Source organism: Streptomyces sp. WAC 04229 (assembly GCF_003947455.1).
Classification (GTDB): Bacteria; Actinomycetota; Actinomycetes; order Streptomycetales; family Streptomycetaceae; genus Streptomyces.
Genome location: NZ_QHJH01000115.1, coordinates 1 through 21,714, shown reverse-complemented (window position 1 = coordinate 21,714; position 21,714 = coordinate 1). Strand labels below are relative to the sequence as shown.

The following is a 21,714-nucleotide window of genomic DNA, read 5'->3' as shown; positions in this document are numbered from 1 at the left end:
TGGTGGGTAGGTGAGATGGAGGCGATAGCTTTTTTTTTAAAATGATGCGGCGCCCCCCGAAAGCAGCCCAGAGTGGCCGGCCGGCGGCGTCGGGGGTGTAGAGCACGAAGGTCCCGGGGAGTCCAACGGGCACGAGCGGCCCGGCCGCCCGGAGCGCCCCGCGCGTCCCGAGGCAGGTCCCGCCGCGCCCTCCGCCGGGCAGACCCGGCCGGGGGGCGGCAGGGCGCACGGTTCCGCCACGCCCTCCACCACCGCCTCGCCCTCGGCGTCCGGCACCTCGGCGCGCTCCGCGGCCCCCGCCGCCTCCACGGCCGAGCCGTCCCGGGCGGGGAGCGTGCCGGGCGAGGGCAGGCAGCGGCCCGGCCGCGCCGGGGAGTGGAGGCCGGAGCAGGACCGCGCCCACGAGAACGCCGGCCGCAGGGCGCGGGGCGACCACGACGGCCCGGCCGAGGACCCGGCCACCGCCGAGCCCTCCGGCGAGGCCGCCCTGGTGCCCTCCGCCGCGCCGTCCCGGCCCCAGCCCGGGACCGGCACGCGAGCCGCCGCCACCGAACCCGTGCTGCGGGTGCTCCCCCTGGGCAGCGGCCTGGTCCTCATCGGCCTCGGCCTGGCCCTCGCCTTCGTGGGCCTGCGCCTGCGCCGCGGGTAGGCCGGCACCATGGCGGACCACGGCTCGCCCGCCGGGCACGGCGCCGCGCCGCGGCCCTCCGGGCGAGCCGTTCCGCCGGAAGGTCTAGGCCCCGGTGACCAGCAGCACCTTGCCGATGTGGCCGCTCTCCTCCACCACCCGGTGGCCGTCGGCGGCGTCGCTCATCGCCAGTTCGCGGTCGACGATCGGGCGTACGCGAGCACTGTCGTCTCCGGCGAAGAGCGGCCAGACGTGCTCCCGTACGGCGGCCACGATGGCCGCCTTCTCCTCCGGCGGGCGGGCCCGCAGCGAGGTCGCGCTCACGGCGGCGCGCTTGGCGAGGAGCGTGCCGATGTCCAGCTCGCCCTTCCGGCCGCCCTGCATGCCGATGATCGCCAGCCGGCCGTTCACCGCGAGGGCCCGGACGTTGCGGTCCAGGTACTTGGCCCCCATGTTGTCGAGGATCACGTCGGCGCCCGCGCCGCCCGTCGCCTCCTTCAGCTCGGCGACGAAGTCCTGCTCCCGGTAGTCGACCAGGATGTCGGCGCCCAGCGCGGCGCAGCGCTCCAGCTTCTCCGGGGTGCCCGCCGTCACGGCGACGCGTGCGCCCACCGCCTTGGCGAGCTGGATCGCCATGGTGCCGATGCCGCTGGAGCCGCCGTGCACGAGGAAGGTCTCACCGGGCCGCAGGTGGGCGACCATGAAGACGTTCGACCAGACGGTGCAGACCACCTCGGGCAGCGCCGCCGCCTCCTTGAGGCCGACGCCCTCGGGCACCGGCAGCAGCTGGCCGGACGGAACGACGGCCTTCTCCGCGTAGCCGCCACCCGAGAGCAGCGCGCAGACCTCGTCGCCGACGGCCCAGCCGGACACGCCGGGCCCGAGCGCGGCGATCCGCCCGGAGCACTCCAGGCCGGGGTACGGGGAGGCGCCGGGCGGAGGGTCGTAGAACCCCTGGCGCTGCATGATGTCGGCGCGGTTGACGGCGCTGGCCGCCACCTCGACCAGGACCTCGCCGTCGCCGGGCACCGGGTCGGGGACCTCGGTCCAGACCAGCGCCTCGGGGCCACCGGGTTCGGAAATCGTGATCGCATGCATGGGGCGACGCTACTCCTGTGGTCCCCCGTGCCCGGGTCCCCGGACCGAGCGCACTGCGACTTTGGGACCGTCCCTGCGGAAATCCCTTCGCACGACCGATGAGTTTGCGCGACGGTAAAGGTCTCCCCATGCGTAGCCCAAGAAGGCGGAAGGACCACCAGCATGAGCACGCACACGTCCGGCCCCGCGATCGAGACCGCGGGACTGGTGAAGACGTTCGGCGAGACCCGGGCCGTGGACGGGGTGGACCTCTCGGTACCCGCCGGCACGGTCTACGGCGTCCTCGGACCGAACGGCGCGGGCAAGACCACCACGGTGAAGATGCTCGCCACCCTGCTGCGGCCGGACGCCGGCGAGGCCCGGGTCTTCGGGCGTGACGTCGTACGCGAGGCGGACGAGGTACGCAGCCGGGTGAGCCTCACCGGCCAGTACGCCTCCGTGGACGAGGACCTCACCGGCACCGAGAACCTGATCCTGCTGGGCCGCCTCCTCGGTCACGGCAAGGTGGCCGCGCGGGAGCGGGGCGAGCAACTGCTGGCGGCCTTCGGCCTGACGGACGCCGCGGCGAAGCAGGTCAAGCACTACTCCGGCGGTATGCGGCGGCGCATCGACATCGCCGCGTCCATCCTCAACACCCCCGACCTGCTCTTCCTGGACGAGCCGACCACCGGCCTCGACCCGCGCAGCCGCAACCAGGTGTGGGACATCGTGCGCGCGGTCGTCGCCCAGGGCACCACCGTGCTGCTGACCACGCAGTACCTGGACGAGGCCGACCAGCTGGCATCCCGGATCGCCGTCATCGACAAGGGCAAGGTGATCGCCGAGGGCACCAAGGGCGAGCTGAAGGCGTCCGTCGGCACCGGCTCCGTCCATCTGCGGCTGCGGGACGCCGAGGAGCGCCCGGAGGCCGAGCAGCTGCTGCGGAACCTGCTGGTCGCCGAGGTGCAGCTGGAGCCCGACCCGGTGGCACTGAGCGCACGCCTCAGCGCGGTGGCCGGCGACACCGCCGCCGACCAGGCCGCCAAGGCGCTCGGTGAGCTGGCGCGGGCCGGCATCACCGTCGACAGCTTCTCCCTGGGACAGCCCAGCCTCGACGAGGTCTTCCTGGCGCTGACCGGACACGACACCGGCCGGAGCGCCGGCCCCGACGCCGGCTCCGGCACCGACAAGAAGGACGAGGTGGCGGCATGAGCACGGCCACGAGCCCCGAGAGCAAGGAACTCTCCCCGGTCAGCGCCGATTCCCTGGCGGCGCTGCTGGTGGCCAAGGAGCGCCCGCCCCGGCCCAGTGCCCTGTCCACGTCCGTGACGTTCGGCTGGCGCGCGATCCTCAAGATCAAGCACGTGCCGGAGCAGCTCTTCGACGTAACCGCCTTCCCGATCATGAACCTGCTGATGTTCACGTACCTCTTCGGCGGTGCGCTGGCAGGTTCGCCCGGTGACTACATCCAGTTCGTCCTGCCGGGCATCCTCGTGATGTCGGTCGTGATGATCACGATGTACACCGGCGTCTCGGTGAACATCGACATCGAGAAGGGCGTCTTCGACCGCTTCCGCTCACTGCCGATCTGGCGGCCCTCGGCGATGGTCGGCTACCTGCTCGGCGACGCGCTGCGCTACACCATCGCGTCCGTCGTGATGCTCGCGGTGGGTCTGCTGCTCGGCTACCGGCCCGACGGCGGGTTCGTCGGCGTGGTCGCCGGCATCGCGCTGCTGCTGGTCTTCTCGTTCGCCTTCTCGTGGATCTGGACGATGTTCGGGCTGATGCTGCGCACCGAGAAGTCGGTGATGAGCGTCAGCATGATGGTGATCTTCCCGCTCACCTTCCTGTCCAACGTCTTCGTCGACCCGAAGACCATGCCGGGCTGGCTCCAGGCCTTCGTCAACAACAGCCCGATCACCCACCTCGCGTCCGCGGTGCGCGGTCTGATGGCGGGCGAGTGGCCGGGCGTCGAGATCGCCTGGACGCTGGGCTGGGCGGGCGCGCTCCTGCTGGTCTTCGGCCCGGTCACGATGCGGCTCTACAACCGCAAGTAGCGGGTCCGCGATCGCGAGGGGGCCGCGTCAGTGGCGGGGCCCCTTCAGTCGCGGGGCAGCGGGCGGGCGTCGGGCGCCACTTGGGTGGTCGGCGTCGCCCGCACGATCGTGATCAGCCGGTCCGTCAGCTCCAGCCCGCCGACGGCCGCGTCGTCGTACCCCAGGACCCGGTGCCCCCGCAGGACGCTCACCACCAGGTCGCTCACCTCGCGCAGGTTCTTGCCCACCTCGGCCTTTATGACGGGACGCTCGATGAGGTCGAGTCCGCTGCCCTGGCTGATCAGATCCTCCATGACCATGCCGGCGGCGGGGCTGAGCACCGAGAGCCCGAGCAGCCGGCCCGCGGCGCTGGCGCTGGTGATCACGGCGTCGGCGCCGGACTGCTTCAGCAGCGGCGCGTTCTCCTCCTCGCGGACCGCGACCACGATCTTCGCGCCCCGGTTCATCTGCCGGGCCGTCAGCGTCACCAGCACGGCCGTGTCGTCCCGCTGGGTGGCGATGATGATCTGCTTCGCGCGGAACAGCTCGGCGCGGTTGAGCACGTCACTGCGCGTCGCGTCGCCTATCACGCCGGCGTAGCCGTGCGCCGTCGCGGCCTCGATGGCCTTCCCGCTCGGGTCGACCACCACCACCTGCTCCTTGCGCAGGCCGGTCGCGCAGACGGTCTGGATCGCCGACCTGCCCTTGGTGCCGAAGCCGACGACGACGGTGTGATCGCGCAAGGTGGACCTCCAGCGGTTCAGGCGCCACTCCTCCCGAGTGCGCTCGGTGAGGGCTTCCAGCGTGGTGCCGACCAGGATGATCAGGAACAGCACGCGCAGGGGCGTGATGATGAAGATGTTGGTCAGCCGGGCGGCGTCGCTGACCGGGGTGATGTCGCCGTACCCGGTGGTGGAGAGGGTGACGGTGGCGTAGTAGAAGGCGTCGAGGAGATCGACCGAGCCGTCCGAGTTGTCGTTGTAGCCGTCGTGGTCGGCGTAGACGATGAACGCCGTCGCGACCAGCACCACCAGAGCCAGCGACAGCCGTTTGGCGACCTGGCGGATCGGGTGCTCCACCAGGGTCCTGGGGAGCTTCACCCGGTGGGTCACGAGATGCTCGTCCGCCTGGCGGGCGATCGCGTCCTGGCCCGGAAGTTTCACGTGAAACACACTCCGATTCCGGCGGTGGCCCAGGGCAGGTCCAGCAACTCCGCCTCCTGACCCGACCGCGCTCCGCCCGGCGGTACGACGGCCAGCGCGTCGGCGGCCGCGATGCCGCGCAGCATGGCCGGGCCGTTGTAGTGCAGCGGCGCGGCCCCGTCCTCGCGCAGCACGACGGGGACGAGCCGGGTGTCGTAGGGGTGCCCGTGCACCGCGTCCCGCAGCGGCAGCGTGTACGGCTCGGGCGCCGGGCGGGCGGCGAGCGTGCGCAGCAGCGGCTCGGCGAGGGTGAGGAGTCCGGAGACGGCGGCCAGGGGATTGCCGGGCAGCCCGACGAGGTGCTGGTCGTCCTTGAGGCGGGCCAGCAGCATCGGGTGTCCCGGGCGCACCTTGACGCCGTCCACGAGGAGGTCGGCGCCGATCCGGCGCAGGATCGGGTGGACGTGGTCGACGGGCCCGGCGGCGGTACCGCCGGTCGTGACGATCAGGTCGGCGTCGGAGGTCGTGACGGCACGTTCCAACGCCTCGGCGTCGTCGCCGATGCGGCGGACGGTGCGGACCTCGGCGCCCAGCGCGCGCAGCCAGTGCGGCAGCATCGGGCCGAGCGCGTCCCGGATCAGGCCGTCGTGCGGGAGGCCCTCGGTGAGCAGTTCGTCGCCGAGGACGAGGACGTCGACGCGGGGGCGGGGGACCGTGGTGAGGGTGTCGTACCCGGCGGCCGCCGCGAGGCCCAGCACGGGCGGGGTCGTGAGGGTGCCGACGGGCAGCAACTGGTCGCCGCTGCGGCACTCCTGACCGCGCGGGCGGATGTCCTGGCCGTGGACGACCTCGCGGGTGGGGTGGAGCCGGTCCCGGTCGTCGGTGCGGCCGTGCTCGGTGCGCAGTACGGCGGTGGTGTCCGGGGGGATGCGGGCGCCGGTGGCGATCCGCGCGGCCTCGCCGTCGGTCAGGGGCGGGGCCTCCGCGTGTCCGGCCAGGACGCCCTCGTCGCGCACGGTCCAGGGGCCCGGACCGGCGACGGCCCAGCCGTCCATCGCGGAGGTGTCGAAGGACGGCAGGTCGGTGAGGGCGGTCAGGGGTGCGGCCAGGGTGAGGCCGAGGGCCGCGTCGAGCGGCACGGAGACCGGGGTGCGGCGGGCGGCACGGGCGGCGGAGCGGGCGGCGCGCTCGGCGGCGGAGCGGGCCTCGGGCCAGGGTGTCGCGTGGTGGTGGGACTTGGGGGAGTCAGGGTGCGCATGATGCTCGGCGGGGCCGTTGGAGCCGCCCTGACGGCCGCCGGTCGTGGCGCGGGCCGCCGGGTGTCCGGGGTCGCCGTGGGAAGGGCCGGGACGGCCGTGCGGGTGGCCGGGATCGACGTGCGGAGGTCCGGGGTCGCTGTGCGGGGGGCCGGGGTGGCCGTGCGGGCGGTCGGGGTTCTCCTTCACGAGGGCGAGCGCCTCCTCGACGTCGAGGTCTTCCTCGTCGGCCCATGTGCCGGGGGAGGCCATCAGGCGTCCGGGCGGGCGTCGGTGGCCTCGGCCGCCCAGCGCTGGGCGAGGGCCGCGGCCTTGCGGGCTGCCTCGGCGACCGCCTCGGGACCTCCCCCGGCCCGCCCGGCGACGTAGCCGACGAGGAAGGTGGTCAGCGGCGCCGCGGGCCGGGCCACTCCGTGGGCGGCGTCACGCGCGAGGTCGAGCAGGAGGCCGGTGTCGACGTCGAGGTCGATGCCCAGCTCGTCCTTGGCTGCGGAGATCCATTCATCCAACACGTGACCATGCTCCCTGATGCGTGCCCTTGCGGTGGCGATGTCGTCCCAGGTGTCGCAGTCGAAGGAGGCGACGGCGTCGGGGACCCGGGCGAGCCGGAGGGCGCCGGTGAGGCGGCGCAGGGGCAGCCCCGTGAGATCCAGGCGGTCGCCGGGGTCCTCCCGGCCTTCGCGGCCCGCCGGATCCGCCCGGCCGGCCCGGCCTTCGTCGCCCACGGGGTCTTCCCGGCCGGGCCCGTCTTCGCGATCGGCCCGGCCTTTGCGATCCGCCGGTTCCTCGCGGGCCTCCCGGCCTGCCCGCTGCGCGGCCAGTACAGCGAGTTCGCGACGTACGGCGGACGCGCGATAGGCCGCCACCAGGGGCTGGTCGCGGCCGTCGGCGTCGGTGAGCAGCACGCCGTCCGCCTCGCCCGCGGCGAGGGCCGACAGCAGCCGGGCGACGGTGGGTTCGCCCAGGAACGGCAGGTCGGCGGAGAGCACGAGGACGTACTCGGCCGTGGTGTGCCGCACTCCGGCCGCGAGGGCGGCGAGCGGTCCGCCACCCGGCGGGTCCTCGCGGGCCCAGGTCACCGGGCGGGCGGTGGGACGGGGGTCGGCGACGACGACGGTGGTGCGCGCTCCGGCGCAGGCGGCGAGCACCCGGTCGAGGAGCGCGCGCCCACCCACGCGCAGGCCGGGCTTGTCGGCACCGCCGAGCCGCCGGGCGGCCCCGCCCGCGAGCACGACGGCGTCGTACCCGGCGGGGCCGGGGCCCGGCGCGGGGTCGGTGCCGGCGCCGGGATCGCCGGGGGGCTCGTACGCGGTCACCCCCTGAGTATGGGGCCCTGCGCGATCACAGGGAACGTGGGGGAGGCCGCGCAATCAGCGTCCGCGCGGCCGCACTCGCGTCACAGGGTGCGCAGCAGCACCGCCGGCTGTTCCACGCAGTCCGCCACATACCGCAGGAAACCGCCCGCCGTGCCGCCGTCGCAGACCCGGTGGTCGAAGGTGAGCGACAGCTGGACGACCTGACGCACCGCCAACTCGCCCTCGTGCACCCATGGCTTGGGGACGATGCGGCCGACGCCGAGCATCGCCGCCTCGGGGTGGTTGATGATCGGCGTGGAGCCGTCGACACCGAACACGCCGTAGTTGTTCAACGTGAAGGTGCCACCGGTCAGCTCACCGGGCGTCAGCCGGCCCGCGCGGGCCGCCTCGGTCAGCCGGGCGAACTCCGCGGTGAGCCCCTCGGCGTCCCGCGCGTGCGCGTCCCGGACGACCGGCACGACCAGCCCGCGGTCCGTCTGGGCGGCGAAGCCGAGGTGGACGTGGTCGAGTTGGACGACCTCCCGGGCCTGGGTGTCGACCGTGGAGTTCAGCTCCGGGAAGCGGGCCAGGGCGGCCGTGCAGATCCGGGCCAGCAGCGCGACGAGGGAGATCTTCGGGCCCCCCGACGCGTTGATCGCGGTGCGCGCCCGCATCAGCTCGGTCGCGTCGGCGTCCACCCAGCAGGTCGCGTCGGGGATCTCGCGCCGGCTGCGGGAGAGCTTGTCGGCGACGGCGCCGCGCACGCCCTTGAGGGGGGTGCGGATGCCGCCGGGGCGCGGCGCGGAGGACACGGGGGACCCGGTGAGCGGGGCGCTCGGCCCTTGGTCCGCCACGCCCTGCTGGACCGCCGCACGGCCGCCCTGGGCGGTGGCGGCGCGCAGCGCGTACTCCACGTCCGCCCGCAGGATCAGCCCGTCGGGGCCCGAGCCGGTCAGTTCGCGCAGGTCCAGGTCGTTCTGCCGGGCCAGCCTGCGGACCAGCGGGGAGATGACCGGGACGGGACCCTCCGGTTCGGCGGTGCGGACGGGGCGCCCGTTCACCGCGGCGCCGGCCTGCGAGGCGGCGGGCTCCGGACGCACCGGACGCACCCGGCGCCGCCGCGCCGGGGCCTCCGAGGTGCCGTAGCCGACCAGGACGTTGCCGGAACCCTCGGCCTTGGGCTGCTCGGCCCCGGTGGCCGCGGACTCGGTCGTCCGGGCCCTCGCCCCCTCTGCGGCGCCGCGCGTGCCCGGGCCCTGCTGCGGACCGCCGGGGGCGGTTCCCTCGCCCACCGCGACCGTCAGCAGCGGCGCGCCGACGGGCAGCTCCGAGCCCTCCTCGCCGAAGCGGGCGGTGACCACGCCGCCGTAGGGGCAGGGCACCTCGACCATCGCCTTGGCCGTCTCGACCTCGACGACCGGCTGGTCGACGGCGACGACCTCGCCGACCTCGACCAGCCAGCGCACGATCTCCGCCTCGGTGAGCCCCTCACCGAGGTCCGGGAGCTTGAACTCCAGCACCTGTGCCATCAGCTTTCGGCCTCCCACTGAAGACGCCCCACGGCGTCCAGGATCCGGTCCACACCGGGCAGGTGGTGGCGCTCCAGCATCGGCGGCGGGTACGGGATGTCGAACCCGGCCACACGCAGCACCGGCGCCTCCAGGTGGTGGAAGCAGCGCTCCGTGACCCGGGCCGCGATCTCCCCGCCCGGGCCCCCGAAGGAACCCGACTCGTGGACGACGACCGCGCGTCCCGTCCGCCGCACCGAAGCGCACACCGTCTCGTCGTCGAACGGCACCAGGGAGCGCAGATCGACGACTTCGAGGTCCCAGCCCTCGGCCCGGGCCGCCTCGGCCGCCTCCATGCAGGCGGCCAGCGACGGCCCGTACGTGATGAGTGTGGCGCTCCGGCCGGAACGCCGCACCACCGCGCGGCCTGTCGGTTCAACGGGCGTGGGCTCCTCGGGGTTCCAGGAGTCCTTCGACCAGTACAGGCGCTTGGGTTCGAGGAAGACCACCGGGTCGTCGGAGTCGATGGACGCGCGCAGCAGCCCGTAGGCGTCGGCGACGGTCGCGGGCGTGACGACATGGAGCCCCGGAGTCGCCATGTAGTACGCCTCGGACGAGTCGCTGTGGTGCTCGACGCCGCCGATGCCGCCGCCGTAGGGGACGCGGATGGTCAGCGGCAGGGGCATCTTGCCGCGCGTGCGGTTGCGCATCTTGGTGACGTGGCTGACGACCTGCTCGAACGCCGGATAGGCGAAGGCGTCGAACTGCATCTCCACGACCGGGCGCAGCCCGTACATCGCCATGCCGACGGCCGTGCCGAGGATGCCGGCCTCGGCGAGCGGGGTGTCCGTGCAGCGGTCCTCGCCGAACTCCTTCGCGAGGCCGTCGGTGACGCGGAAGACACCGCCGAGGGTGCCCACGTCCTCGCCGAGGACGTGCACGGCCGGGTCGGCGGCCATGGCGTCGCGCAGCGCGCGGGTGAGGGCCTGCGCCATGGTGGCCGGCTTGGCGGCGACGGTGGTCATCGGTGCGTCCCTTCCGGCCCGGTCTCCGCCTCGGCCGCGGCCTCCAGCTCCGCGCGCAGCAGTGCCCGCTGCTCGCGCAGCTGCGGGGTGGGCTCGGCGTAGACGTGGGCGAACAGGTCCATCGGGTCCAGCTCCGGGTCCCGGTTCATCCGGGCGCGCAGGTCCGCGGCCATGGCCTCGGCGTCCTCGCGGGCCGCCAGGACGGCGTCCTCGTCGAGCAGGCCGCGGTCGGTCAGCTCCCGCTCCAGCAGCTCGATCGGGTCGTGCCGCCGCCAGGTCTCGACCTCGGCGTCGCCCCGGTAGCGCGTGGCGTCGTCGGCGTTGGTGTGCGCCTCGACGCGGTACGTCACCGCCTCCACCAGCGTGGGCCCGCCGCCCTCGCGCGCGCGGCGCACCGCGTCGGACAGGACCTCGTGCACGGCCACCGCGTCGTTGCCGTCGACCAGGCGGCCCGGCATCCCGTAGCCGACGGCCTTGTGGGCCAGCGACGGGGCGGCGGTCTGCTTGGCGAGCGGGACGGAGATCGCGAAGCCGTTGTTCTGCACCAGGAAGACGACGGGCGCCTGCCAGACGGCGGCGAAGTTCAGCGCCTCGTGGAAGTCGCCCTCGCTGGTGCCGCCGTCGCCGACCATGGCGAGCGCGACCACGTCGTCGCCCTTGAGCCGGGCGGCGTGCGCGAGGCCCACGGCGTGCGGCAGCTGGGTGGCCAGCGGCGTGGACAGCGGGGCGACCCGGTGCTCGTAGGGGTCGTAGCCGGTGTGCCAGTCGCCGCGCAGCAGGGTGAGGGCCTCGACGGGGTCGACGCCACGGGCGACGACGGCGAGCGTGTCCCGGTAGCTGGGGAAGAGCCAGTCCCGCTCCCGGAGAGCCAGCGCGGCGGCGATCTCGCACGCCTCCTGGCCGGTGCTGGAGGGGTAGACGGCCAGCCGTCCCTGCTTGGTCAGCGCCGTCGCCTGCGCGTTGTACCGCCGGCCGTGGACCAGCCGGGCGTAGAGCGTGCGCAGCAGCTCGGGGTCGGCGTGCTCCGCCGCCTTGGTGCCGAGCACGCGGTACGGCTCGGCGTCGGGCAGCAGCGGCGCGGGGTCGGTACGGGGCTGCCAGGCGGGCGGCGGTGTGGGCCGGTACGCGCCCCGCTGCTCCATGACCGTCATGACGGCACCTCCTCGTGGGAGCGGCTGTCGGCTCGCCACGGGTGTGACGGGCCTCACCTACCGATTGTTCGGTCGCCGGCACATTTTGGCTACAGGTGGCCCCAGGCTGTGGACAAACGGTTCTCCACAGCCTGAGATGGACGCAGGACGTCCACGACAGGGAGGCGGGGGCAGGTGGCATCTGAACAAATGGCCGAGCGCCCGGAGGACGGCGGCCCCGAGGATCCCGCTCCCCCGCCGCCCCCGCGCCCGCTGGACGCGATCGACCAGGACATCCTGCGCATGCTCCAGGCGGACGGCCGCGCCTCGATACGGTCGGTCGCCGAGCGGGTGCACGTCTCGCGCGCGAACGCCTACGCCCGCATCAACCGGCTCGTCGAGGACGGCGTCATCCGCGGCTTCGGAGCCCGCGTCGACCACGAACGCGCGGGGCACGGGACCTCGGCGTACATCACCCTGAAGATCGTCCAGAACTCCTGGCGCACGGTCCGGGCGCAGCTGCGGCAGCTGCCCGGGGCCTCGCACATCGCCCTGGTGGGCGGTGACTTCGACGTCCTCCTGCTGGTGCACACGCCGGACAACCGGGCCCTGCGCGAGCTGGTGCTCAGCCGCCTCCAGGCCATCCCGGAGGTACTCAGCACCCGCACCCTGCTGGTGTTCGAGACCGAGGACCTGGAACCCCAGAGCTGACCGCGCGGGCGCCGGGGCGGCGACTAGGACGCCTTGCGCAGCCCGCCGAAGACCAGCCGCGCCACCGCGTCGGCCACCTCGCGCTCGCCCGCGCCCGCCCGGCCGTCGGGACCCTCGGGGCGGTACCACTCCACGATCGAGTTGATCATGCCGAAGACCAGACGGGTCGCGAGCCGCACCTCCACGTCCGCGCGGACGTCCCCCTCGGCCGCCGCGGCCTTCAGCAGGGCGGCGACCCGGTGGTCGAACTCCCGCCGCCGCTCCAGCGCCCACCGCTCGGTGTCCGTGTTGCCGCGCACCCGCAGCAGCAGCGTCACGTAGGGCAGCTCGGCCATCAGCACCTCGACCATGCGGCGCACCACGTACTCCAGGCGCCCGGCGGCGGGCCCCACGCGCGCGTGCTCCTCGTCGAGGATCCCGAAGAGCTCGTCCAGCGCCCGGCTCACCGCGCGGCGCAGCAGCTCCTCCTTGCCCGTGACGTGGTGGTAGATCGACGACTTGGAGATTCCGGCGGCCTTGGAGAGGTGCTCCATGGAGGTGCCGTCGTAGCCGCGCTCGATGAAGACCTGCACGGCGACGGAGAGCAGCGTCTCGGGCGTGTACGTGTCGCGCCTGGCGGTGGTCATGAGGGGGTGCCCTCCTGCTTGTCGGCGGCGTACGCGTGGCGGTACAGCGCCAGGGACGGCGCGTACCGGCCCGTGGGGGCGCACTCGTGCAGGTTGCCGAGGACCGAGCAGGCCCAGTCGCCGCCGAGACGGCGGCTCCACTCCAGCGGCCCCAGCGGGTAGTTCACACCGAGGCGCATCGCGGTGTCGACGTCCTCCTCGGTCGCCACGCCCTTGGCGACCGCCTCCACCGCCAGGTCGACGATCCGGGCGACCGTGCGGGCGACGATCATGCCGGGGACGTCCCCGATGACGCTGACCTTCTTGCCGAGCGCCTGGAACAGGCCCGTGGCCTCGGCGACCGTGCGCGGGGAGGTGTTCTGCGCGGCGGAGAGGGCGACACGCGTCGCCGCGCGGTAGTCGAGCGCGAGGTCGAAGTAGACGACGTCCCGGAACTCCACCGAGGTCTGGCCGTCGGCGAGCACGAGTTGCCCGCCGCCGGGCAGGACCAGCCGCGTGCCGTTGTCCTCGGCCTCCTCGCGCACCTCGATGCCCGCCGCGCGGATCAGCGCGAGCACCTCGGCGGCCGGCCCCAGGCCGCCCTCGGCGACGACGTACGCGGGCGGGTCGGCCGGCTCGGCGGTGTGCGGCTCGGGCCGCTCCGCCCCGTCCCGGTAGTCGTACCAGCCCTGCCCGCTCTTGCGGCCGAGGCGCCCGGACTCGACCAGGCGGCGCTGGGCCAGCGACGGCGTGAACCGCACGTCCTGGAAGAACGCCTGCCAGACGGAGTGCGTGACGGACTCGTTGACGTCCTGCCCGATGAGGTCGGTCAGCTCGAAGGCGCCCATGCGGAAGCCGCCCGACTCGCGCAGCACGGCGTCGATGGTGGCCGGGTCGGCGCCCTGGTCCTCGTACACGGCGAGGGCCTCGGCGTAGAAGGGCCGGGCGATGCGGTTGACGATGAACCCGGGGGTGTCGGCGCAGGCGACCGGGGTCTTCCCCCAGGCGCGGGCCGTCTCGTACGCGCGCGTGGCCGACGAGACGTCGGTGGCGAAGCCGGAGACGACCTCCACCAGCGGCAGCAGCGGCGCGGGGTTGAAGAAGTGCAGGCCGACGAAGCGGCCGGGGTTGCGGAGCCCGCCGGCGATGGCGGTGACGGACAGGGAGGAGGTGTTGGTGGCGAGCAGGCAGTCGTCGCCGACGACGTCCTCCAGCGCCCGGAACAGCTCCTGTTTGACGTCCAGCCGCTCCACGACGGCCTCGACGACCAGGGCGCAGTCGGCCAGGTCGGAGAGGGCCCCGGCGGCCTTCAGCCGGGCGCGGGCGGCGTCCCGCTGGGGACCGGTGAGCCGTTCCTTCTCGACGAGCCGGTCGAGCCGGGCGCCGATCGCGTCGGCCGCTTCCCGGGCCCGGCCGGGGACGGCGTCGTACAGCCGTACGGGATGGCCCGCGACCAGCGCCACCTGGGCGATGCCCTGGCCCATGGTGCCGGTGCCGACGACGGCCACGGGGCTGCTGAGGTCGAGTGCTGTCATGTGCGCGATCCTCCCGCACGGGGTTTTCCACAGATGCGGCGGTCCCCCTTGTCCCGACCGATCGTTCGGTTACTCTAGCCGTGTCCGCCCGTTCCCGCCCAGGTTTCCCCCCAGTCCACAGACTCGACGGAGAGTCGACGCGGCGTCGACGGCGAGTTTGTGGGAGACGAGGAGTTGGTCCCGCATGGCCGCCGAACTCACCGCACACCAGCTGATCGCCCAGCACCGGCCGACCCTGGACCTGGCGCTGGAGACGATCCGCACGCGCGCGTACTGGTCCCCCCACCCCGAGCACCCCAAGGCCTACGGGGAGAACGGCAGCCTGGACATGGCCGCGGGCAAGGCCGCCTTCGACGCCCTGCTCGGCACCCGCCTCGACCTCGGCCAGCCCGGCACCGACGACTGGGTCGGCGGCGAGGTCTCCCCGTACGGCGTCGAGCTGGGCGTCCAGTACCCGCACGCGGACCTCGACGTGCTGCTGCCCGCCATGAAGGCCGGCCAGAAGGCGTGGCGGGACGCGGGCGCCGAGCTGCGCGCGATGGTCTGCCTGGAGATCCTCCGCCGGATCGGCGCGCGGACCATGGAGTTCGCCCAAGCCGTCATGCACACCTCAGGACAGGCTTTCATGATGGCCTTCCAGGCGGGCGGCCCGCACGCCCAGGACCGCGGCATGGAGGCCGTGGCCTACGCGTACGTGGAGCAGGCCCGCACCCCCGACACCGCGGAGTGGACCAAGCCCCAGGGCAAGCGCGACCCGCTCGCGCTCACCAAGGGGTTCACGCCGGTGCCGCGGGGCATCGGCCTGGTCATCGGCTGCAACACCTTCCCGACGTGGAACGGCTACCCGGGCCTGTTCGCCTCCCTCGCCACCGGCAACGCGGTCCTGGTCAAGCCCCACCCCCGCGCGGTGCTGCCGCTCGCCCTCACCGTCCAGGCCGCCCGCGACGTGCTCGCCGAGGCCGGCTTCGACCCGAACCTGGTCGCGCTGGCCGCCGAGCGCCCCGGCGAGGGCATCGCCAAGACCCTCGCGACCCGCCCCGAGATCCGGATCATCGACTACACCGGCTCCACCGCCTTCGGCGACTGGCTGGAGGCCAACGCCGGCCAGGCCCAGGTCTTCACCGAGAAGGCCGGGGTCAACACGGTGATCGTCGAGTCGACCGACGACTACAAGGGCATGCTCGCCAACCTGGCCTTCTCGCTGTCCCTGTACAGCGGCCAGATGTGCACCACCCCGCAGAACCTGCTGATCCCCCGCGACGGCATCCGCACCGACCAGGGCCCCAAGTCCTACGACGAGGTGACCGCCGACCTGGCGCGCGCCGTCGACGGCCTCCTCGGTGACGACGCCCGCGCGAACGCGCTGCTCGGCGCCATCGTCAACCCGGACGTCAAGGCCCGCCTGGAGGCCGCCGCCGGACTCGGCGAGGTCGCCCTGGCCTCCCGCGAGATCACCCACCCGGAGTTCCCGGACGCGGTCGTGCGCACCCCGGTGATCGTCAAGCTGGACGGCGCCAAGCCCGGCGACGAGGCCGTCTACACCAGCGAGTGCTTCGGCCCGGTCTCCTTCGCCGTCGCCGTCGACTCCGCCGCCGACGCCGTGGAGCTGCTGCGGCACAGCGTCCGGGAGAAGGGCGCGATGACGGTCGGCGCGTACACCACCGACCCGGAGTTCGAGGAGGCCGTGACGGAGGTCTGCCTGGACGAGGCCGCCCAGCTCTCCCTCAACCTCACGGGCGGGGTGTACGTCAACCAGACGGCCGCCTTCTCCGACTTCCACGGCTCCGGCGGCAACCCGGCGGCCAACGCGGCCCTGTGCGACGGCGCCTTCGTCGCCAACCGCTTCCGCGTGGTGGAGGTACGCCGGCCCGCCTAGGGCCCGTTCCCTACGGCACCCGCGGTGCGCCCCCGGTCGCGCTCCAGTGGAACAGCGTCATGGCCACACTGGTCGCGAGGTTGTAGCTGGAGACCTGGGGGCGCATCGGCAGCGCCACCAGGTGGTCCGCCCGCGCGCGCAGCTCCCGCGAGAGACCGCTGCGCTCGGAGCCGAACGCGAGCAGCGCGTCGTCCGGCGGCCGGAGCCCGCGGATGTCCTCGCCCTCGGGGTCCAGCGCGAAGACCGGCCCCGGCGGCAGCTCCGCCACCTCCAGCCGCTCCACGACCGTCGCGAAGTGCAGCCCGGCCCCGCCCCGCACCACCGTGGGGTGCCAGGGGTCGAGCGTGCCGGTGGTGACCACCCCGGTCGCCCCGAACCCGGCGGCCAGCCGGATCACCGCGCCCGCGTTGCCGAGGTTGCGCGGCTGGTCCAGCACCACCACCGGGGCCCTGCGGGGCCTGCGCGCCAGCGCCTCCAGACCGGCCGCCCGCGAGGGCCGTACCGCCAGGGCGGCCACCGCCGTGGGGTGCGGCCGCGCCACCAGCGACGCGTACGCCTCGGGCGGTACCTCGGCCAGCAGACCGTCCAGGGTGTCGCGCACGTCGGGCGCCAGCTCGTCGGCGAGGGCGAGGGCGGCCGCGCGGTCGGTGGTGACGGCCACCGGCACCCGGGCGCCGAACCGCAGCGCGTGCTTGAGCGCGTGGAAGCCGTCCAGCAGGACACACGGCCCGGCGTGCCGGCGCCAGGCGGCCAACGGGTCGGGCTCGGTCATGCCTTGAAGCCTACGTGGGTCTGCTCGGAGCCCTTGCCCCCCTCGGGCCCCTGCGCGGGGTCTTCCCCGCCCGATCCGGCCCGCGGGCCCGGCACCGTGGCCGCACGGCCCGCCCCGCCCTTGCTCCCGCCTCCGCCGGGGAACCCGGCCGGCAGCCGGCCCAGCAGCCGCGCACGCGCGCGCGTGGCCCCGTCGCCCAGGCGGCGCAGGAACGACGTCGGCAGGAACACCGCGTCGGCGGCGATCATCGCCAGCGAGAAGAACGGCAGCCCGAGCGTGACGGCGATCACCGCGTGCTCGGTCATCATGGCGGCCAGCAGCACGTTCTTGACCCGCCGGTTGAACAGGGTGAACGGGAAGGCGACCTGTACGGCGACCGTGCCGTAGGTGATGAGCATGACCATGGTGCCGTTGCCGGCGAGGGCGTCGGAGAGCGCGGGCCAGGGCGAGAAGTAGTCCAGGTGCAGCGGGTAGTAGACGGCCGTGCCGTCCTGCCAGCGCGAGCCCTGGATCTTGTACCAGCCGGCGGTCGCGTAGATCAGACACGCCTCGGCCATGATCACGAAGAGCGCGCCGTTGTGCACGATGTCGGTGACCACGTCCAGCAGGATCCGCGGCTGGCTGCCCTCGGCCGCGCGCCCCACGACCCAGCCGATGCCCAGTGCCGCCCACACCGCCCACAGCAGCGCGGGGACGAACCAGTCGCCGTCCATCCCGCCCGCGAGCGTCACGGTGAGCAGGACGAAGCCGAACGCGGACCACAGCAGCGGCCCGACCCGGTCCCGGACTCGCTCTCCACGCGCGCGTGCCTCGTCGCCGCGCCGCGCCCGGCGGGCGTCCAGCGACCAGACCCGGCCGCAGCGGGTGAGGACCAGGTAGATGCTCATCAGGTGCAGGACGTTGTCGCCGCCGTCGCCCATGAAGACGCTGCGGTTCTGCAGCGAGAGCACCCCGACCATGAACAGCACGGACATGGTCCGGGTGCGCCAGCCCAGCAGGAGCAGCACGCTGCTCAGCACGGCCAGCGCGTACACGATCTCGAACCAGGCGGCCGAGTCGGACCACATCAGCGCCGTGAAGGCGCCGTTGTCCGCGATCAGTTGCTCGGCGAGGTCGTGGCTCCAGGGGCTCTCGGGGCCGTACAGCTCGCTCCGGTGGGGGAGTTCGCGCAGCAGGAAGAGCAGCCAGGTGGCGCTGAAGCCGATGCGGATCACGGCGGTCTGGTACGGGCCGAGCGCGGCGCCGGTGACGCGGGCGATGGAGCGGGAGACCGAGAGGGCGACGCCGTTCACGCGGCACCTCCGTTCCTCGCGTCGCCGCCGGCCGCGCCGCCGTCCCCCGGGCCCGTGCCGCCGGGCACCGTCCACCAGGGCAGTTCGCGATAGGCCGGCCGGTCGGAGACCTTCTCACCGGTCCACGGCGGCGGCTCCACGTTGGTGGTCCGCGACCGGTACTGGACGCGCTCCACGGTCCCGCCCTCTCCGGCGGCGTCGTTCCGCTCCAGCCGCTGGACGGCGATGTGCCGCAGGTAGGTCTCGGAGAGGGTGCCCCGCATGCCCACCGGCCGGTTGTCGGAGTCATGGCTGGAGACGAAGAAGTCCCAGGCCCGGCGGAGTTCGTTCTGCTGGGTGTGGCTCGGCAGCGGGTTGCCGTCGATGGCGCGGCCGTCCTCCGCGGACAGGTCGTACCAGCCGGTCGTGCGTATCTCGCCGCCCGCCGTGCTCACGTCGGCGCGGACCTGGACCGAGATGTTCTGCTGGAGCGGGTTGGGCGCGAAGAGCTTCCAGTTCTGTTCGAACTCCGGGAAGACCCACTCGTCCACCGCCTCGCCGTGCTGCTTGGTGAGGGTGTTGGAGGGCGCCACGTGCAGGAACACCAGGCCTATGTGGGCGCAGACGGCGATCGCGACGACCGCGAGGGCGACCACGGCACCGACCTGGTAGCGCGGGGAGAGCGCGGCGACTCCGGTGCGGGGTGCCGCGGCCCGGGAGGCACCGGTGGTCCCGTCCGCCCCGCCGGTCTGTTCCGACGCGCCGTCGGACCCGGCCGGGTCCTCCTGCCCGTCCCGCCCCTGCCGGGCGTCCGAGCCTGTGTCGTACGCTTCCATTCCGCCCCGTTCGGTCCCGATCCGTCCATCCGCCCGCGCACCGCGGGGCGCCCGGGCGGCACAGCCCGGCCGCCCGGCCACGTTCGAACGGGAACGGTACTCAGGACCGGCCGCCCGCACATCCCCCGGCGGACCGGCCGCACCGTGGCCGTCACCACATCCGCGGGATCACGGGACAGCCTAGAGAACGTGCCCCGGCTCGCCCTTCTCGTCCACGACCGGCCGCCCGGCCGCGGCCCACTCCTGCATGCCGCCGTCGACGTTCACGGCGTCGACGCCCTGCTGGACCAGGTACATGGTGGCCTGCGCCGAACGCCCGCCGACGCGGCAGAGCACGTGGATCCTGCCGTCCTGCGGCGCGGCCTCGGCCAGCTCGCCGTACCGGGCCACGAACTCGCTGAGGGGAATGTGCAGCGCACCGGCGGCGTGACCCGCCTGCCACTCGTCGTCCTCGCGGACGTCCAGCAGGAAGTCGCCGTCCTTGAGGTCTGCGACCCCGACCGTGGGCACACCAGCTCCGAAACTCATGGACCAGACGCTACCCGAGCCGCCGCCCGGGTCCGTGCCGCTCAGTCCCGCCCGAGCGCCGCCGCCAGCTCCGCCTCGCGCTCCCGCACCTGGGTGGCGAGCTGCTCGGCGATCTCCTCGAGGAGCCGGTCGGGGTCGTCCGGGGCCAGCCGCAGCATGGCGCCGATCGCGCTCTCCTCCAGCTCCTTGGCGAGCAGCGTCAGCATCTCCTTGCGCCGGTCCAGCCACTCCAGGCGGGCGTACAGCTCCTCGCCCCGGCTCGGGCGCCGCTCGGGCACCGGCCCGGCGGCCCACTCCTCGGCCAGCGCACGCAGCTGGGCCGCGTCGCCGCGGGCGTAGGCGGCGTTGACGCGGGTGATGAACTCCTCGCGCCGGACCCGCTCGTCCTCCTCCTGGGCCAGATCGGGGTGGGCCTTGCGGGCCAGCTCGCGGTAGAGCTTGCGGGCCTCCTCGCTCGGCCGCACCCGCTGCGGGGGCCGTACCGCCTGGTCCGTGAGCATCGCCGTGGCCTCCGGGAACAGCCCGTCCCCGTCCATCCAGCCGTTCAGCAGCTCCTCGACCCCGGGGATCGGCATCAGCCGGGCCCGGGCCTCGTCGGCCCGCTCCCGGTCGGCGGCGTCGCCGGTGCGCGCCGCCCTGGCCTCCAGGATCTGCGCCTCCAGCTCCTCCAGACGCGCGTACACCGGGCCGAGCCGCTGTTCGTGCAGCCGCGAGAAGTTCTCGACCTCCACCCGGAAGGTCTCCAGCGCGATCTCGTACTCGATGAGTGCCTGCTCGGCGGCCCGTACGGCCTGTTCCAGCCGTTCCTCGGGACGCGGCGCACCCCCCTGCTCGGGCTCAGCTTCCGGCGTCGTCACCCGTCCAGCCTAGGTCCTGTCGTCAAACTCCCGTCGTCCGCCCGGAGGGCGGGCTTCGCGGCGTCAGGTGCGTGCTCTCGGCGTGCGGGGCCCTGATCCTCGTACTGGATGTACTTGGGTCAGGGCCCCGCGCGGCGAGAGTGCGTGCATGGCGTCGCGGGGCAGACGGGAGTTTGACGACAGGGGCTGGGCCACGATCGGGTCGCCCCAGCGGGCCGCGACGGCCCTCACACCCCCAGCTCGGCCGCCACCCGCCCGCTGCGCACCGCCGCGGCCAGTACGGCGTGGTCGGCCTCCGTCCGATCGGCGTAGGCCACGGCGAAGGCGGCCACCGCCTCGTCCAGCTCGTCGTTCTTGCCGCAGTAGCCCGCGACGGCCCGCGGGTCGGCGCTGTGCGCGTGGGCGCGGGCCAGCAGGGCGCCCGTCATGCGGCCGTAGTCGTCCAGCTGGTCGGCGGCCAGGGCCGTGGCGTCGACGCTGCCCTTGCGGTTGCGGAACTGCCGCACCTGGAACGGCCGCCCGTCGACCGTCGTCCAGCCCAGCAGCATGTCGCTGACCACCTGCATCCGCTTCTGCCCCATGACCACCCGGCGGCCCTCGTGCCCGGGATCGGGGGCGTCGAAGCCGGCCGTGGCCAGGTGGGGCAGCAGCGCGGACGGCCGGGCCTCCTTGACCTGGAGGACGAGCGGTTCGCCCCGGTGGTCCAGGAGCAGCGCGACGTACGACCGCGTGCCCACGCTGCCGGTGCCCACGACGCGGAACGCGACGTCGTGCACCGCGTACCGGGCCAGCAGCGGCAGCCGGTCCTCGGAGAGCGTGGCCAGGTACTGCTCCAGCGCGGCCGCGACCGTCGCCGCCTCCGCGTCCGGCACCCGGCGCAGCACCGGCGGCGCCTCCACGAAGCGCCGCCCGCCCTCCTCGGTGGCCTCGGTCGACCTGGCCGCGAAACGCCCGCTGGTGTTGGCCCGCGCCTTCTCGGCCACCCGTTCCAGGGTGCCGAGCAGGTCGTGGGCGTCGGTGTGGGAGACCAGTTCCTCGTCCGCGATGGCGTTCCAGGCGTCCAGCGCCGGGAGTTTGGCCAGCAGCCGCATGGTGCGCCGGTAGGCACCCGTCGCGCCGTGGGCGGCCTCGCGGCAGGTGTCCTCGTCGGCGCCGGCCTCCCGGCCCGCGAGGACGAGCGACGCGGCGAGCCGCTTGAGGTCCCACTCCCAGGGGCCGTGGACCGTCTCGTCGAAGTCGTTGAGGTCGATGACCATGCCGCCGCGGGCGTCACCGTAGAGACCGAAGTTCGCCGCGTGCGCGTCGCCGCAGATCTGGGCGCCGATCCCGGTCATCGGCGTACGCGCCAGGTCGTACGCCATCAGGCCCGCCGACCCGCGCAGGAAGGCGAACGGCGTGGCCGCCATCCGCCCGGCCCGCAGCGGGGCGAGCCCGGGGATCCGGCCCCGGTTCGACTCCTCGACCGCGGCGAGCACGTCCGGGCGGCCGGCGTCCAGGTCGAGCGCGGCGTGCGCGGAGCGCGGGACGCGGGTGCGCACGGCCTTGCCCTCCGCCTTCGGCAAGCCCTCCGCGGGCCACCGCGCGAAGCCCGGCACGACCGGCACCCGCGCGCCCCCGTCCGACCCC

20 protein-coding genes are annotated in these 21,714 nt (G+C 74.0%); 5 read left to right on the top strand and 15 right to left on the bottom strand.

Annotation, left to right across the window (positions count from 1 at the left end; all coding sequences use genetic code 11):
* Nucleotides 1-334: 334 nt before the first annotated feature.
* Nucleotides 335-649 (top strand): hypothetical protein, encoded by a 315-nt coding sequence (locus DMH12_RS25780; RefSeq protein WP_125493844.1) that lies wholly within the window; start codon nucleotides 335-337, stop codon nucleotides 647-649.
* A gap of 84 nt (nucleotides 650-733) precedes the next feature.
* On the opposite strand, the gene DMH12_RS25775 is transcribed toward DMH12_RS25780, so the two are convergent.
* Entirely contained in the window at nucleotides 734-1,726 is a 993-nt protein-coding gene (locus DMH12_RS25775; RefSeq protein WP_125493843.1) for an NAD(P)H-quinone oxidoreductase, read from the bottom strand.
* Between the two features lie 162 nt (nucleotides 1,727-1,888).
* On the opposite strand from DMH12_RS25775, the gene DMH12_RS25770 reads away from it, so the two are divergent.
* Nucleotides 1,889-2,917: an ATP-binding cassette domain-containing protein gene (locus DMH12_RS25770; RefSeq protein WP_125493842.1), complete on the top strand. Its 1,029-nt coding sequence runs from the start codon at nucleotides 1,889-1,891 to the stop codon at nucleotides 2,915-2,917.
* Entirely contained in the window at nucleotides 2,914-3,762 is an 849-nt protein-coding gene (locus DMH12_RS25765) for an ABC transporter permease (RefSeq protein ID WP_125493841.1), read from the top strand. The genes DMH12_RS25770 and DMH12_RS25765 overlap by 4 nt, the downstream gene beginning before the upstream one ends.
* A 44-nt stretch (nucleotides 3,763-3,806) precedes the next feature.
* Here the strand turns inward: DMH12_RS25765 and DMH12_RS25760 are convergent, their stop codons facing one another.
* The 6 genes from DMH12_RS25760 to pdhA all read right to left on the bottom strand — a co-directional run bounded on the left by DMH12_RS25760 (nucleotide 3,807) and on the right by pdhA (nucleotide 11,118).
* A complete protein-coding gene (locus DMH12_RS25760; RefSeq protein WP_125493840.1) occupies nucleotides 3,807-4,904 on the bottom strand; it encodes a TrkA family potassium uptake protein in 1,098 nt (365 codons plus the stop codon).
* Nucleotides 4,901-6,391 (bottom strand): molybdopterin molybdotransferase MoeA, encoded by a 1,491-nt coding sequence (locus DMH12_RS25755; RefSeq protein ID WP_125493839.1) that lies wholly within the window; start codon nucleotides 6,389-6,391, stop codon nucleotides 4,901-4,903. The genes DMH12_RS25760 and DMH12_RS25755 overlap by 4 nt, the downstream gene beginning before the upstream one ends.
* On the bottom strand, nucleotides 6,391-7,455 hold the full coding sequence (locus DMH12_RS25750; RefSeq protein WP_399188738.1) for an NTP transferase domain-containing protein: 1,065 nt from the start codon (nucleotides 7,453-7,455) through the stop codon (nucleotides 6,391-6,393). The genes DMH12_RS25755 and DMH12_RS25750 overlap by 1 nt, the downstream gene beginning before the upstream one ends.
* A gap of 80 nt (nucleotides 7,456-7,535) precedes the next feature.
* Entirely contained in the window at nucleotides 7,536-8,963 is a 1,428-nt protein-coding gene (locus tag DMH12_RS25745; protein ID WP_125493838.1) for a dihydrolipoamide acetyltransferase family protein, read from the bottom strand.
* The gene (locus tag DMH12_RS25740; protein WP_125493837.1) at nucleotides 8,963-9,967 is read right to left on the bottom strand and encodes an alpha-ketoacid dehydrogenase subunit beta; all 1,005 of its coding nucleotides are present in this window, start codon (nucleotides 9,965-9,967) and stop codon (nucleotides 8,963-8,965) included. Before DMH12_RS25740 ends, DMH12_RS25745 begins: the two co-directional genes overlap by 1 nt.
* Entirely contained in the window at nucleotides 9,964-11,118 is a 1,155-nt protein-coding gene (gene pdhA / locus DMH12_RS25735) for a pyruvate dehydrogenase (acetyl-transferring) E1 component subunit alpha (RefSeq protein WP_125493836.1), read from the bottom strand. The genes DMH12_RS25740 and pdhA overlap by 4 nt, the downstream gene beginning before the upstream one ends.
* Before the next feature lie 189 nt (nucleotides 11,119-11,307).
* On the opposite strand from pdhA, the gene DMH12_RS25730 reads away from it, so the two are divergent.
* Nucleotides 11,308-11,808, top strand: coding sequence for an Lrp/AsnC family transcriptional regulator (locus DMH12_RS25730; RefSeq protein ID WP_125493846.1), 501 nt, complete (start codon nucleotides 11,308-11,310; stop codon nucleotides 11,806-11,808).
* 23 nt (nucleotides 11,809-11,831) lie between these two features.
* Here the strand turns inward: DMH12_RS25730 and DMH12_RS25725 are convergent, their stop codons facing one another.
* Together DMH12_RS25725 and DMH12_RS25720 are read right to left on the bottom strand one after the other, a co-directional pair.
* On the bottom strand, nucleotides 11,832-12,434 hold the full coding sequence (locus tag DMH12_RS25725) for a TetR/AcrR family transcriptional regulator (protein WP_125493835.1): 603 nt from the start codon (nucleotides 12,432-12,434) through the stop codon (nucleotides 11,832-11,834).
* The gene (locus DMH12_RS25720) at nucleotides 12,431-13,948 is read right to left on the bottom strand and encodes a 3-hydroxyacyl-CoA dehydrogenase (protein ID WP_125493834.1); all 1,518 of its coding nucleotides are present in this window, start codon (nucleotides 13,946-13,948) and stop codon (nucleotides 12,431-12,433) included. The genes DMH12_RS25725 and DMH12_RS25720 overlap by 4 nt, the downstream gene beginning before the upstream one ends.
* A gap of 184 nt (nucleotides 13,949-14,132) precedes the next feature.
* Here DMH12_RS25720 and paaN point away from each other — a divergent pair, with 184 nt between their 5' ends.
* Nucleotides 14,133-15,824 carry a phenylacetic acid degradation protein PaaN gene (paaN, locus tag DMH12_RS25715; protein WP_125493833.1) on the top strand — a complete coding sequence of 564 codons (1,692 nt, stop codon included), beginning with the start codon at nucleotides 14,133-14,135 and terminating at the stop codon, nucleotides 15,822-15,824.
* Nucleotides 15,825-15,834: 10 nt separating this feature from the next.
* On the opposite strand, the gene DMH12_RS25710 is transcribed toward paaN, so the two are convergent.
* The 6 genes from DMH12_RS25710 to DMH12_RS25680 all read right to left on the bottom strand — a co-directional run.
* Nucleotides 15,835-16,596 carry an RNA methyltransferase gene (locus DMH12_RS25710; protein WP_125493832.1) on the bottom strand — a complete coding sequence of 254 codons (762 nt, stop codon included), beginning with the start codon at nucleotides 16,594-16,596 and terminating at the stop codon, nucleotides 15,835-15,837.
* The gene (locus DMH12_RS25705; protein ID WP_125493831.1) at nucleotides 16,593-17,888 is read right to left on the bottom strand and encodes an HTTM domain-containing protein; all 1,296 of its coding nucleotides are present in this window, start codon (nucleotides 17,886-17,888) and stop codon (nucleotides 16,593-16,595) included. Before DMH12_RS25705 ends, DMH12_RS25710 begins: the two co-directional genes overlap by 4 nt.
* Nucleotides 17,885-18,703: a DUF5819 family protein gene (locus DMH12_RS25700; protein WP_125493830.1), complete on the bottom strand. Its 819-nt coding sequence runs from the start codon at nucleotides 18,701-18,703 to the stop codon at nucleotides 17,885-17,887. The genes DMH12_RS25705 and DMH12_RS25700 overlap by 4 nt, the downstream gene beginning before the upstream one ends.
* 180 nt (nucleotides 18,704-18,883) lie before the next feature.
* Nucleotides 18,884-19,213 (bottom strand): rhodanese-like domain-containing protein, encoded by a 330-nt coding sequence (locus tag DMH12_RS25695; protein ID WP_125493845.1) that lies wholly within the window; start codon nucleotides 19,211-19,213, stop codon nucleotides 18,884-18,886.
* Nucleotides 19,214-19,272: 59 nt separating this feature from the next.
* Nucleotides 19,273-20,088, bottom strand: coding sequence for a hypothetical protein (locus tag DMH12_RS25690; protein ID WP_125493829.1), 816 nt, complete (start codon nucleotides 20,086-20,088; stop codon nucleotides 19,273-19,275).
* A 227-nt stretch (nucleotides 20,089-20,315) separates the two neighbouring features.
* The coding region (locus DMH12_RS25680) for a DUF2252 domain-containing protein (RefSeq protein ID WP_260474345.1) at nucleotides 20,316-21,714 on the bottom strand (1,399 nt) is incomplete at its 5' end.